This is a genomic window from Deltaproteobacteria bacterium (genome assembly GCA_016875395.1).
GTDB lineage: Bacteria > Myxococcota_A > UBA9160 > UBA9160 > UBA6930 > VGRF01.
In genome coordinates this window covers 234,934-248,783 of the sequence record VGRF01000002.1, presented here as the reverse complement: position 1 = coordinate 248,783, position 13,850 = coordinate 234,934, and the positions used below count along the sequence as shown (strand labels likewise).

General features: G+C 70.4%; 9 protein-coding genes. 4 read left to right on the top strand and 5 right to left on the bottom strand.

Going from position 1 to position 13,850, the window contains the following annotated elements; genetic code table 11:
* The first annotated feature begins 27 nt into the window (after window positions 1-27).
* The 3 genes from FJ091_02900 (at window position 28) to FJ091_02890 (ending at window position 3,104) form a co-directional block, all read left to right on the top strand.
* On the top strand, window positions 28-1,143 hold the full coding sequence (locus tag FJ091_02900) for a cytochrome-c peroxidase (protein ID MBM4382298.1): 1,116 nt from the start codon (window positions 28-30) through the stop codon (window positions 1,141-1,143).
* Window positions 1,144-1,184: 41 nt separating this feature from the next.
* Window positions 1,185-2,315, top strand: coding sequence for a metallophosphoesterase (locus FJ091_02895; GenBank protein MBM4382297.1), 1,131 nt, complete (start codon window positions 1,185-1,187; stop codon window positions 2,313-2,315).
* Window positions 2,316-2,390: 75 nt separating this feature from the next.
* On the top strand, window positions 2,391-3,104 hold the full coding sequence (locus FJ091_02890) for a hypothetical protein (GenBank protein ID MBM4382296.1): 714 nt from the start codon (window positions 2,391-2,393) through the stop codon (window positions 3,102-3,104).
* A gap of 41 nt (window positions 3,105-3,145) precedes the next feature.
* On the opposite strand, the gene FJ091_02885 is transcribed toward FJ091_02890, so the two are convergent.
* The 5 genes from FJ091_02885 to FJ091_02865 form a co-directional block, all read right to left on the bottom strand.
* A complete protein-coding gene (locus tag FJ091_02885; protein ID MBM4382295.1) occupies window positions 3,146-3,811 on the bottom strand; it encodes a protein-L-isoaspartate(D-aspartate) O-methyltransferase in 666 nt (221 codons plus the stop codon).
* Between the two features lie 61 nt (window positions 3,812-3,872).
* On the bottom strand, window positions 3,873-4,562 hold the full coding sequence (gene nfi, locus FJ091_02880; GenBank protein MBM4382294.1) for a deoxyribonuclease V: 690 nt from the start codon (window positions 4,560-4,562) through the stop codon (window positions 3,873-3,875).
* 145 nt (window positions 4,563-4,707) lie between these two features.
* The gene (locus tag FJ091_02875; protein ID MBM4382293.1) at window positions 4,708-7,521 is read right to left on the bottom strand and encodes a 2-oxoglutarate dehydrogenase E1 component; all 2,814 of its coding nucleotides are present in this window, start codon (window positions 7,519-7,521) and stop codon (window positions 4,708-4,710) included.
* 77 nt (window positions 7,522-7,598) lie between these two features.
* A complete protein-coding gene (locus tag FJ091_02870) occupies window positions 7,599-8,696 on the bottom strand; it encodes a serine/threonine protein kinase (protein MBM4382292.1) in 1,098 nt (365 codons plus the stop codon).
* Window positions 8,697-12,242: 3,546 nt separating this feature from the next.
* Window positions 12,243-13,142 (bottom strand): alpha/beta hydrolase, encoded by a 900-nt coding sequence (locus FJ091_02865; GenBank protein ID MBM4382291.1) that lies wholly within the window; start codon window positions 13,140-13,142, stop codon window positions 12,243-12,245.
* 91 nt (window positions 13,143-13,233) lie between these two features.
* On the opposite strand from FJ091_02865, the gene FJ091_02860 reads away from it, so the two are divergent.
* Window positions 13,234-13,848, top strand: coding sequence for a CoA pyrophosphatase (locus tag FJ091_02860; protein ID MBM4382290.1), 615 nt, complete (start codon window positions 13,234-13,236; stop codon window positions 13,846-13,848).
* The last annotated feature ends 2 nt before the right edge of the window (window positions 13,849-13,850 follow it).

Here is a 13,850-nt window from a genome sequence, read left to right as displayed (position 1 = left end):
AGAGTCGCGCCGAGTCGGAGGCTCGCGATGAAGCGGCGCGCATTCACGGCGATCTCGGCAGCGGCGCTCGCGCTGCTCGCGCTCGGCGCGAACGACGCACTGTTGCCCGCGCTTCCGGCCGGCGTGTTCCCGCCCGAGATCCCCGCAGACAACGCGCTCAGCGCGGAGAAAATCGCGCTCGGCCAGAAGCTCTACTTCGACACGCGCCTCTCGACCGACGGCACGGTCGCGTGCGCGACCTGTCACGATCCGAAGCACGCGTTCGCAGACGGGCGCGGCACGAAGGGCTCGGCCGGCGTCGGCGGCGCGGTCGGCTCGAAGAACGCGCCCACCGTGCTGAACGCCGCGTTCCTCGCGACGCAGTTCTGGGACGGCCGCGCCGCGAATCTCGAGGCGCAGGCGGTGCTGCCGCTGATCAACGCGATCGAGCACGGCTTCGCGGATCATCCGGCCGTCGTCGCGAAGCTGAGCACGCTGAGCGACTACGGCGCTCCCTTAGAGGCGGCGTTCGGCTCGCGCGAGATCACGATCGAACGCGTGGGGCAGGCGATCGCGAGCTTCGAGCGCACGCTGATCGAGGTGAACGCGCCGATCGATCGCTTTCTGCGCGGCGATGCGAGCGCGATCTCCGCCGAGGCGCAACGCGGCTGGGAGCTGTTCAACGGCAAGGCGCGCTGCAGCACGTGTCACGGCTACGTCGAAGCGATCCCGCTCTTCACTGACGACGACTTCCACAACATCGGCGTGGGCGTGACGCGCGTGGACTTCGCGGTCGCATCGCGCAAAGCCGCCGCGGCTGGCGCTGCGGGCGCCTCGATCGACGACCTCGCGCTCGGCAGCGAGGAAATGGGCGAGCTCGGGCGCTTCCTCGTGACGCGCGAAGAGCGGCACCTCGGGGCCTTCAAGACGCCGCAGCTGCGCAACGTCGCGAAGACGGCGCCGTACATGCACGGCGGCAGCGAGGCGACGCTCGCGAGCGTGATCGACTACTACGACCGCGGCGGCAACGCGAACCCGTACCTCGACGGCGGCATGCGTCCCTTGGCGCTGACGGCGGACGAAAAGACGGACCTCGTCGCGCTGCTCGAGAGCTTCACGAGCGACGACCTCGAGCGCCTCGCGCAGGTCGCACCGAAAAACTGATTTCGCCCAACGACGGGAGGATCCCGATGTACCGCAACGACATGACGAAGAAGGAGATCGAGCGCGCGTTCGCGGAGCGCACGCCCGAGGCGGAGCGCGAGATTCGCGCGCTGCTGAACTGCGACCGCCGCCAGTTCCTGCGCACGTCGCTGAAGTTCGCGGGCATGGCGGCCGCGGCGAGCCTCATCCCCGACCAGAGCTTCCAGCTCGTGAGCGCTGCGTACGCGGAGACCCCGGGCGCGGAGCCGACGGTTAAGTTTCGCTTCGCGTACATCTCCGACGCGCACCTGTACGCGAAGGGCATGACGCACCGCTTCGCGAAGTCGCTCGTGAAGGCGGTCGAAGACATCAACGCGCTCGACCCGCAGCCGGACTTCGTGCTGTTCGGCGGCGATCTCGCGCAGCTCGGGCGCAAAGACGAGCTCGAGCTCGGGCGTCAGATCCTGAAGGACGTGCGCGCGCCGCTGCGCATGATGGTCGGCGAGCACGACTGGTACTACGACATGGGCGACGAGTGGCGCCGCATGTTCGGCCGCGACTACTACACGTTCGAGCACAAGGGCGTGCAGTTCGTCGTGCTCAACAGCGTCGTCGAGAAGGACTTCTGGACGGAGAAGGGCTACACGCCGGCCGAGCGCATGGCGATCGTGTCGGGCCTCGACGACAACCGGCAGAGCCCATTCGAGGTAGGCGAGGAGCAGCGCGACTGGCTTGCGCGCAAGCTGAAGCGCGTGCCGAAGCAGAGGCCGCTCGTCGTGTTCTCCCACTCACCGCTCTACAAGCTCTACAAGCCGTGGAACTTTTGGACCGACGACGCCGAGCAGGTGCAGGCGATCCTCTCGCCCTTCGATTCGGTCAGCGTGATTCACGGTCACACGCATCAGCTGCTCACGAACCGCATCGGCAACATCCACTTCCACGGCATGCTCTCGACCGCGTGGCCGTGGCCGTACGCACCGCAGGGCCTGCCCGAGTACACGGTGCAGATGTCGCGCTCGGATCCGTTCAATCAGCTCGACGGCTGCGGCGACGGCCGCGTCGACGTGCTCACGGGTGGCCACGTCGACAAGCACTACAACCTGTGGGCGAAGTCGCCGCGCATCGTCACCGCCGCGCAGCTCGCGGGCGACGCGGTGCCCGGCCCGCGCGGTTATCAGGGCCCTTCTTACTAGTCGACTTCGCCTGCGGCTTGCTGCGCGTTGCGCTTGCGGTCGCGGCGGAACGGAAACGCACTCGAGGAGAACGAGATGAACGCGAACAAGATCGTGGCTTCGGCGATGGGCGCCGCACTGCTGGCCGGCGCGTGGCTCGTGCTCGGCGCGCCGAGCGCGCCTGCGCTCGCGGGCGAGGTCGTCGCGGGCGAGCGCGGCGGCTGGGCGTCGCGCACGGTGACCGCGTGCGACCGCCGCAAGATCGTCGTGGTGCAAGGTGTCAGGCCCGACGAGAAGATGTCGCCCGAGAAGGCGCAGCTCGTGGCCGACGTGCTCACGGGGCTGATGCGTTACTGCAAGGAAGAAATCGTCGCGCACGTCGGCGTGGACCAGCACATCACCGTCGCAGCGAACGGCATGGTCTACGAAAACTACGTGCCAGGCGCGGACATCCCGTTCTTGAAGGTGAGCTTCGGCGAGCCGACCGAACGCGAGAAGAAGATCTGGCAGGCGGAGCTCGACAAGGTCGTGACCGAGGGCGACCGGCTCTTCCACAGCGACGAGATCGGCACGAACGGCGTGGCGTGCGCGATGTGCCACCCGCACGCGTCGAACACGCACCCCGAGACGTATCCGAAGTTCCAGGCCCAGCTGAAGAAGGTGGCCCTGCTTCGCGACATGACGAACTGGTGCATCGAGAACCCGCTCGAGGGCAAGCCGCTCGCGCACGACGACCCGCGCATGATCGCGCTCGAGGCCTACATGCTCTCGCGCCGCGCGGGCGTGAAGCTCGAAGCGGGGAAGCACTGACGGGACGCCTGCATCTGCGGCCCTGAGAGAAGCGCAGCAGCTCACTCGCGCCCGCGCTGCGCCTCGCCCGTCATCGGCACGAACATCACGGGAAAGATCGAGTGCTGCGCGGTGCCGTCCTTGGTGCGCTCGATGACGCGCAGCTCCTGCACGCTCGCGCCGACGGGGATCACGAGCCGGCCGCCGATCGCGAGCTGATCGAGCAGCGGCTGCGGCACGTGATCAGGCGCGGCGGTCACGAGAATCGCGTCGAACGGCGCGCGCTCGGGCAGGCCGCGGTAGCCGTCGCCGGTGTGCACCCGAACGCGCGCGTAGCCCATCTCGCCTAACACCTTCGCGGCGGAGTCGGCGAGCGCGGGCACGATCTCGATCGAGTCGAGGTCTGCGCCCATCTCCGCGAGCACCGCGGCCTGATAGCCCGAGCCCGTGCCGACCTCGAGCACGCGGTCGCCCGGCTTCACGCGCGCGGCCTCGGACATCACCGCCACGATGTAGGGCTGCGAGATCGTCTGCCCATTCTCGATCGGCAGCGCGCGGTCCTCGTACGCGAGGTCGCGCACCGCTTCGGGCATGAAGCGATGACGCGGCACCTTGCGCAGCGCCGCGAGCACGCGCGCGTCGGAGACGCCGCGAGCCGCGATCTGCTCCGCGACCATGCGCTCGCGCTCGGCGGGGCGGTCGTCGCCGCCGTACGCCGCCGCGCTCATCGCGAGCACCGCCGCGATCGGGCGTAACAAGTGGCGCATCGCGTCTCCTCGCTGGGCGCGCTCATGCTACGCCTCCACGCCGCGCGCGATTGCTCGCTTCGTGGGCAGCGCGAATCGGCTCGCTGAGGCGATGCGTCGGCGCGAGGCGCAGCAGCCAGCGGCGCGCCGTCGCGAGCGAGACGCGGTGCCCCACGCTCACGTACACGGGCGCGACGCCGTCGCGCGTGCGCAGCGCGGAGCCGAGCGTGCGGCCGCCGTCGCGTAGCGGCGCGAAGCTGCCGCGCTCGCGCGCGGGCTCGGCGTGCTCGCCTGTGAGCACCGACTTCGCGCAGCCGAGCGTCGGCAGATCGAGCGCGACGCCGAGATGGCACGCGAGGCCGAAGCGCCGCGGGTGCGCGCGGCCATGGCCGTCGCACACGACGAGATCGGGCGCGACGCGCAGCTTCGCGAACGCGGCGAGCAGCGGCGGAAGCTCGCGGAACGAGAGGAAGCCCGGCACGTACGGGAACGACGCGGGTACCTCCGCGCACGCGGCGTCGACCACCGCGAGCGTGCGCGCGTCGAGCACCACGACCGCGGCGAAGAGCGTCGGCGCAAAGCGATCGAACGAGACGTCCGTGCCCGCGACGAAGCGCACGCGGCGCGGGAACGCATCGCGCGCGACTACGCGGGAACGCAGTTGCTCCTGCAGCGCGCGGGCCTCGGCGACGCTTTCGGCGGTGACGGCAACGCGGGGCTCGAGCGCGCGCATCACACGACGGTGCCGCGCGTGGGCGCGCGACGCACCCGCGGGGCGAATCGCCAATCCAGCGTCAGACGCCTGGCCCTCGATTCTCCGAAATCGAGGAGAACGCGTCTGACGCTCGCTTCTCGATTCGGGCGCCCGCCCGTTACCGCTACTCCCCGAACGCCACGCCGAGCAGCTCCTCGAGCTCGAGGCGATGCACGCGGCCGGAGCCGACCGCGGTGCTGGCGCTCGGCGCGCGGCCCGCGTAGGCGAGCTGCGCGCGCGGAGGCAGCAGCGCCTGCACGCGCGCGCGCACGAACGTCCAGGGCCCCATGTTCGCGGGCTCTTCCTGCACCCAGGTCACGCGCGCCGCATTCGCGTAGCGCGCGAGCGCGGCGCCCAGCTCGGTGTCGGGCCACGGGTAGATCTCTTCGACGCGCACGATCGCAACGTCGCCGCGCACGCTTCCCTCGCCGCGTCCGTCGCGTTCTTCGCGGCGAGCGACGAGGTCGTAGTAGACCTTGCCGCTGCACACGAGCACGCGCTGCACGGCGCTCGCATCGCGAATCGCGGCGTCGTCGATCACGGGCTGAAAGCCGCCGCTCGCGAGCTCGCTCACGCTCGACACCGCGCGCGGCGCGCGCAGCAGGCTCTTCGGCGTGAACAGGATCAGCGGCGCGCGGTAGTTGCGGCGCATCTGGCGGCGCAGGATGTGGAAGTACTGCGCGGGCGTCGTGCAGTTCGCGACCTGCAGGTTGTCCTCTGCGCAGAGCTGCAAGTACCGCTCGATGCGCGCGCTCGAGTGCTCGGGACCCTGCCCTTCGTAGCCGTGGGGCAGCAGCATCACGAGCCCGCTCATGCGCCCCCACTTCGCGTGAGCCGACGCGATGAACTGGTCGATGATCACCTGCGCGCCGTTCGCGAAGTCGCCGAACTGCGCCTCCCACAGCGTGAGCGTGCCAGGCGCCGCGAGCGAGTAGCCGTACTCGAAGCCGAGCACGCCCGCCTCCGAGAGATGGCTGTCGTACACCTCGAAGCGCGCCTGCGTCTCCGCGATGTGGTCGAGCGCCGCGTACTCCTGCCCCGTCGCCTGGTCGACGACGACCGCGTGGCGCTGGCTGAACGTGCCGCGCGAGCAGTCCTGCCCCGACAAGCGCACGGGCGTGCCTTCCGTGACCAGGCTGCCGAACGCGAGCGCCTCCGCGAGCGCCCAGTCGATCGGTCCGCCCTCGGCGACGACCTTGCTGCGCCGCTCGAGCAGCGGCACCAGCTTCTTGTGCACCTGGAAGCCCGCCGGCGCGGCCGAGAGCGACTCTGCGATTCGCGCCAGGCGCTCGGCTGGGACGCTCGTCAGCGCCGGCTCGCTCGGACGGGTGCGCGAGAAGTTCGTCCACGCCCCGCGCAGCTCGTACTCCGCCTCGGCGCTCGGCGGTGCGGTCTTGATCGACTCGCGCGCCTGCACGAGCTGCTTGTTCAGGTCCGCCTCGATGCGCTGGGCGTCCGCCGTCACGAGCACGCCGCTGCGCACGAGCTGCTCGGTGTATTGCGCGCGCAGGCCCGGCAGCTTGCGGATCTTCTCGTACAGCAGCGGCTGCGTGAAGCTCGGCTCGTCGCCCTCGTTGTGGCCGTGGCGGCGATAACAAACCATGTCGATCACGACGTCGTCGCCGAAACGCTGGCGATACGCGAAGGCGAGCCGCGTGCAGTGCACCACCGCGTCGGGGTCGTCGCCGTTCACGTGGAAGATCGGCGACTGGATCATCTTCGCGACGTCGGTGCAGTAGAGCGTCGAGCGCGCTTCCTGCGGCGTCGTGGTGAAGCCGATCTGGTTGTTGACCACGACGTGGATCGTGCCGCCCGTCGAGTAGCCCTTCAGCTGCGAGAGGTTCAGCACCTCCGCGACCATGCCCTGGCCCGCGAACGCGGCGTCGCCGTGCACGAGCACCGGCACGAACTGCTTGCCCTTCGCGTCGCCTGCGCGCACCTGCTTCGCCTTGGTGCGGCCTTCGACCACCGGGTCGACCGCTTCGAGGTGCGACGGATTCGCGGTGAGCGAGAGGTGCACTCGTCCGCCGCTGCGCGTGATGCGATCGGTCGTGTAGCCCTTGTGGTACTTCACGTCGCCCGAGCCGAACGGCGCCTCGGCTTCCTCGACGTCCTCGAACTCCGAGAAGATCGAGGCGAGCGACTTGCCGACGATGTTCGAGAGCACGTTCAGGCGCCCCCGGTGCGCCATGCCGATCACGAGCGAGCGCGCGTGATGGCTCGGCGCGTCCTCGACGATCGTGTCGAGCAGCGGGATCAGCGCCTCGGCGCCTTCGAGTGAGAAGCGCTTCTGGCCGACGAACTTGGTGTGGAGGAAGCGCTCGAACAATTCCGCCGCGCAGATCTTCTCGAGCACGCGCAGCTGCTCCTCGGCGGAGAGCTGCGTCGCGTTCTGCGATTCCTCCATGCGCCGCATCAGCCACTGGCGCTTGCCGGGGTCCTGGATGTGCGTGAACTCGACGCCGACGCGGCGGCAGTACGTGGTGCGCAGGCGATCGAGAATCTGCGCCAGGCTTTGAATCGGGCCGCCCGGCAGATCTCCGGCGAAGAAGGGCTTGCTCTCGTCGTCCTTGCCGAGACCGTAGTGAGCGGGATCGAGCTCCGGGAAGTACTCGACGCGGCTCCCCAACGGATCGGTATCCGCGATGCGGTGACCGCGCGCGCGGTAGGCGTGGATCATGCGCAGCACGCGCGCGTACTTCTCCGCGATCTGTGGGCTCGCGAGCGAAGGCGCGGCGCCGGGCGTCTCCTCCGGCAGCGGCTCGGCGTCGTGATCGCGCTCGGGCTCGAACAGCTTCGCCCAGCTCGCATGCACGGAGCGTGGATCGAGCTCGTAGCGCTGCCGAATCTCGGCAACGATGCCGGCATTCACGCCGAAGGCTTCGAGCAGCTCGTCCTGTGCCTCGCCACCTTCGGGCGCCGCGTTCTCGTCTCGCATCGCTTCCTCACTCTCGGAAGCGCCGCATCGTACCCGCTCGAAGTTCCTCTGCATGGCGGGGATCGGGCGCGCGCTCGCTACGCGCCGCGCACCAGCGCCTCGAGCGCAGCGGTCACTTCCGCGGTCGTCGCGGGGCGATCGGCAGCCTTCTTCGCCATCAGCTGCTCGATCAGCGCGGCCAGCGCCTCGGGGATGCCCGGCACGAGACCGCGAAGATCCGGCGGCGCCGTGTGCCGGTGGTGGTACGCGACGTCGCCGTCCTTGAAGGGCACGCGGCCGGCGACGAGTTCGAAGAGCGTGACGCCGAAGGCGTACAGATCCGCGCGGTGATCGACGCGCTCACCGAGCGCCTGCTCGGGCGCCATGTAGTACGGCGTGCCGCCGACGACCGTCGCCGCCTTGCGCACCTCTTCGACCATCTTCGCGAGGCCGAAGTCCATGATCTTCACCACGCGATCCCGCGTGAAGAACAGGTTCGCCGTCTTGATGTCGCGATGAACGAGGCCGCGCTCGTGCGCGAACTGGAGGCCCGTCGCGATCTGCACGCCCATGCGCGCGGCGTCCTTGGGCGAGAGCTTCCCGCGCTTTCTCAAGACCGCATCGAGGGGCATGCCCTCGAGGAACTCCATCGTCAAGTAATAGTTCCCCGCCGTTTGGTCGGCGTCGTAGATCGTGACGATGTTCGGATGATTGAGCGCCGCCGCCGACTGCGCCTCGCGCAGGAACAGCGCGACCGCGGTGGGGTGATCGCGAAGGTTGTCGGGCAGGCGCTTCAGCGCGACGACGCGCCCGAGGCGGCGATCGCGCGCCTTGAAGACGATGCCCATGCCACCGCGCCCGAGCTCGCCGAGAATCTCGTAGCGATCCTCCACGGGCGCAGCGGCGGGTGCGGTCGCGGCGCCCGCGGCCATGGTGGTGGCGCCCGCAGCTGCGGTGTTCAGCTGCGACTGGCGCTGCGTCTCCTGGATCTGCGTGCGCTCACGCAGCGAGCGGATGCGGTCGGCGATGTTCGCGTACTGGTAGTCGCGCTTGCGGATGCCCTCGAAGGTCTGCAGCGCGTCCTGCAGGTCGCCGTTCTTCTCGAACGCGTCGCCGAGCTGCTCGAACATCTCGAGCGACGCCGCGTCTTCGCCGACGGTGTGGATCGCCTCCTTGAGGCGGTCGATCGCGAGCATCCACTCCTCGCGCGCGAGGAACAGATCCGCGAGCGCGCGACACGACTCCGCGTAGTCGGGATCGCGCAGGTCGACCTGCTGGAGATTGCGAATCGCGCGGTCCTCGTCGCCGAGCTCGAGTGAGAGCACGCCGGCTTCGTGATGGCGCCCGACGCGCTCGAGCAAGTCGCACACCTTCTCGCGCGCGCCCGCCTTGCGGTATGCCTCGATCGCGTCCGCGAAGTCGTACGCGGCCTCGAACATCTCGGCGGCGCGCTGAAACTCGCCGGCTTCGAGATACGCGCTGGCTGCGCTGCGATGATCGCCGGCCTGCTCGTACAGCTCGGCGCTCTGCGCGCTTCCGCCGCTCTCCGCAGACAGCGCCGCCGCCTGCGTGAGCTGGCCGGCTTCGCGGTAGAACTTCGCAGCCGCGGCCTTGTCGCCCTGCTGCTCGTGGTACTGCGCGCGCAGCTCGTTGGCCTGCTTCGTCAGCCCGGCCTTGTCGAGGGCGCGCGCACGCCGGCAAATCGCCGATCAGGAAGGGCTCGATCGCTTCCTTCACGCCTTGGAACACGGCCTGATTCACGTCGCCGAGACCGATGGTCACCTGGTGCGCGGTCAGCTCGCTGATCTCGACGCGGCGCTCGAACACGCAGTCGCCGTATCCGACCACGACGAAGTGCTCGCCCTTGCTCACGTAGAGCGTCGTGGTCTCTTCCTTCACGAAGCGCATGGTCGAAGGCATCCCGCGCACGCACACGCGCGCCACGCCGTGCGTGTCGCCCTCGGGCCGTACCAAGCGCACCTCGAGCGCCGCTTCGCGCGGCCGGAAGTCGAACGAGACGTCGACCGTGCCGCCGCGCGGAATCCTCACCTTCCGCTCTTCGAGGTAGCTACCGACGATATCGCCCTTGTCGTCCTGCATGACTCCGTGCACGCACACGTAATAACTGCGCGCGGGAATCATCCGGAACGCGTTCTCGCGCTGCGCCATGAAGCGGCGGAAGCGCGACCAGGCGGCGCCCTTCTTCTGGTATTGCGTGAGCTTGCTGGCTCCGGCCTTCTCCTTCTCGCGCTTGGCTTGACCGGGCCTGCGCGAGATCTCGATCGTGAAGAAGCCCTTCGCGCTCTTCCGCGACTCGTGCTCGAGCCGCACGTTGAGCTTTCCCCAGCCGCGGATGAACGGGGCCATCGCGAGCGCGAGCAGAATTCCGTAGGGCAGCAGCGCGCGCGGGTTCCAGCGCAGGTACGACTCGGGGTTCGGCACGCTCGCCGCGAGACGCAGGATCTCGACCGCGTCGGTCGTGCGGCCCGTGTGCATGCGAATCTCGAGCTGCGACTCGGGCGCGAGCGGTGAGTCGATGCCGGTCGGCTCGTTCGGCGTCAGCATCGCGACGAAGGAGACTTCGACTCCGAGGTCGTCGTTGACGAGCGAGAGGTCCGAGCGGTCCGTCGACGAGAACGCGAGCACGCGCTCGTAGGCCGGGCGAACGAGGTCGCTCACGGCTCCAACGGGCGCGAGGCCGTAGCGCGCTTCGAAGGCGGCGCGCAGCTCAGCCTCGAGCGCACCGAGGTCGAGGCTGCGCGGCAACAGCCACGCGCGGACGTGATCGACGGGCGTGCGCTCCTGCGCGACGCCGATGAACGCGACGCCCGCGAACGGCGATCCGTCACGGCGCGCCTTCGGAAAGCCCGCGGCGACCGACGCGAAGGGGCCACCGGCGCCCGCTTCCTTCGGCTTCTCCGTCTCCTGGCGCGCCGTCGCGCGCGTGTCGGTCGGCGCGAGGCCGGTCAGCGCCGACACCCGCGCGCGCTCGCGCGCGGCGGCCTCGGCGTCGCCAGTCTCTTCGTACGCCTCGGCGAGTGCGGTGCGCAGCGGAGCGTCGTCGGGCTCGAGCGCGACGGCCTTCTGCAGCGTCTCCGCCGCCGCCGCCGCATTGCCCTGCTCGTGCTGAATGTCGGCCGTCTCGCGCAGCAGCTCGGCCTGCTGGTCTTCAGGCACCATCGGCGCCTTCAGCGCCACCAGCGCGCCTTCCTCGTCTCCCGCCGCGCGCAGCGCCCGCGCCCAGCGGAGCTGGCGATCCGCGGCCTGCGACTCCAGCTGCGCGGCCCGCTCGAGTGGCGAGAGCGCCTCCTGCGGCTTGCCCGCCTTCATCAGCATCTCGCCTTGCCCCGACAGCGCGTCGACGTTCTGCGGGTCGGCCGCCAGGGCAGTGGCGTAGGCCTCACTCGCGCCGGCGTCGTCACCGGAGAGCGCGCGGATGTCGCCGAGCCCTGCATACGTGCTCGCGGCGTGCTCGCCGAGCGCCTCCGGCCCCGCGGCGCCGAGCTCTTCGTACACGAGCAAGGCTTCCTCGCGCTCGCCGAGCTGCGCCTGCATCTGCGCGACGCCGAGCTTCGCGCGAGCCCCGGATTCCTTGGGCGCGAGCAGCGTGGCGTGCTCGAACGCCTTCTCCGCGCCCTCGCGATCGAACGCCTTCGCCTTCAGCTCGCCGAGCGCGACCGCGTGCTCAGCGCGTTTTGCCGGCGGCAACGACGGATTCCGCGACAGCGCGCTGCGCGCCTCGAAGCTCTCGGGATCGTCCCCAAGCACGCCCTCCCACGCGGGCCGCGCCTCCGCATGGCGGTCGAGCGCGGTGAGCGCACGCGCGATGCCGAGGCGTGCGCGCGCGTCGGGCGCTGCGGTCTCCACTTGGCGGTACAACTCGAGCGCACGCGCGTGCTCGCCGCGTGCGCTCGCGTTCACCGCGCCCGCCAATAACAACTCGGGATCCTTGCCCTCGATGATGCCCTGGCGGACGCGCAGCCAGTTCGGGTCGTCGTTGCCGGTCACGCTCGCGAGACGGGAGCGCTCGGGCAGCGGCACGCGGTCGTCGCTCGCGGCGCGCTCGAGCTCGGCGCGCAGCGCGTCGGCAGTGCGTCCCTTCGCGCTGAGGAGCGAAGCCACTGCGTCTGACGGGCGGGATGCGCCCAGCGCATCGCCCGCGGTCTCGAACACGCCGAGCTCCGAGAGCCGCGGCGACTCCGGCGGCGCGGCGCCGAACAGCTTTCGTGCGGGCGCCGAGGCCTGCACGAGCACGTCGCCGAGCTTCGCCAGCTTGCCCTTCGCGCTTCCCGCAGCGAGCGCCTTCCCGCTCGCGTCGTAGACGCGCAGCCAGACTTCCGCGAGGCCCTTCTCGTAACGCAGCTCGCTGAGCGCGACGTGCGTGGCGTTCGCTTGCTTCGCGAGCGCGGGCGCGTCGGCGCTGAAGTGGGGACGCGTCGCACCGGCGAGCACCGCCGCAGATGCGGCCGCCGTCTCGTGCCGCCCGATCACCCTCACGTCGTTCGCCGCGATCTCGGCGGCCCACCACTCGCGCACGCCAGCATCGACGCTGCGATACACGCTCGTCGCGCGCGGTGGCATCACGAGCACGCGCATCTCGGGGGGCGGCGCCTTCGCGTCGAGGCTCTGCGCCTGCTGGGCCGAGGTCGCTCCCGTCCACAGGAGGATCCCCGCGAAGACAACGGCCGCGTGCACGCGCAAATTCATGGCGCCTAGTGCATCGGCCAACGCTGCGGGCGGGTTTACGCCTCTGTTGCCGGTTCGGCGAAGCGCAGCGCTTCGGCGGCCACGAGCTCGGGCTGCTCCATCACCACGAGGTGGCCGACGTCGAGGTCGCGGTACTCACAAGCGCGCATCCGGCCGGCAAGGGACCGGCACCACTCGCCGGGAAAATTGCCCTGACCGGCGCGGATCCAAAGCGTCGGGACGGGGTGGTCCTGCGCGATCGCCGCCACGTCGAGGTCGCGGCCCTGATCGAAGATCGCCGCCTCGACCGCGCTCGGGCACTTCAGCGTGACGCTGCCGTCCGCGCGCTCGCGCAGGCCATCGAGCGCATAGAGGTCGAGAACCTCCGGCCGCCAAGTCTTGAACACGCTGCGCTCGCCCCAGCTCCTGCGCGCCTCCGCGAGGCTTGGCCACTCGGTCCTGCGGCGGCGCGCGCCGTCCGCGAGCGCGTTCGGCCGCGAGAGCGCGTCCGGCGGATACATCGCGGCGGGCATCGGCACGACGGGGTCGACGAGCACGAGACGCCGTAACAAGTCGGGGCGCGCCTTGCCGGCGCTGAGCATCGCGGTGCCGCCGAACGAGTGACCCATCCCGAGCGCGACCGGGCCGAGCTCGCTCGCGAGCGATTCGACGACCGCCTGGAGATCGCGCGCGAACTCCGGCCACGCATACGCCGCGGGGCCCTCGACGACGGAGGAGTCGCCGTGGCCGCGCGCGTCCATCGCGATCACGCGGAAGCGCGCGCGCAGCTGCTCCGCGATCGGGGCCCACACGCCTTTGCAGAAGCCCGTCGCGTGATGGAGGAGCGCGAGGGGCCCGTCGCCGCCGAAGTCGAGCAGCGCGATCTCGACGCCGCGCTGCGGCAGCGAGAGCGTGCGCTGCGTTGCGCTGGCGAGCATGGCGCGAGCGGGAGTCACGAGCGGCCTCCGAAGGGGCGCGCAACGTAACTCGGCGAGCGAGCGGCGGCGCAGCCGCACGAGTCTCTGCGAGGCGGTCTACCGTGCGCGAATGCGCGAGCGAATCGAAGAGGTGCGCCGGAATCTCGCGAGCTTCGCGGCCAAGCGGCGCGAGGCCCCGCTCGAGGGCAGGCGGCACGCCGCGGTCGCGGCGACGCTCGTGCCCGGAGACGACGGCGCGCTCGCGTTCGTGATCACGCGCCGCGCGGCGCGGCTGCGCAATCACGCGGGCCAGTGGGCGCTACCCGGCGGCCGCCTCGACGCCGGCGAAACGCCGGAGCGCGCGGCACTGCGCGAGCTGCACGAAGAGGTGGGGCTCGAGCTGCGCGACGACGCGATTCTCGGGCGTCTCGACGACTACCCCACGCGCTCGGGCTTCGTGATCACTCCGGTGGTGGTGTGGACCGGCGAGCACCCCGAGCTGCGACCCGACCCGAAGGAGGTCGCCGCGATCTACCGCGTGCCCGTCGCCGACCTCTCGCACCCGGGAGTGCCCCACCTGCGCCGCATCCCGGAGAGCGAGCGCCCGGTGATCTCGATCCCGCTGCTCGACACCCACATCCATGCGCCCACCGCCGCGATCCTCTTCCAGCTGCGCGAAGTCGCGCTGTTCGGCCGCGCCACGCGCGTCGACCACTACGAGCAGCCCGTGTTCGCGTGGCGGTGAGC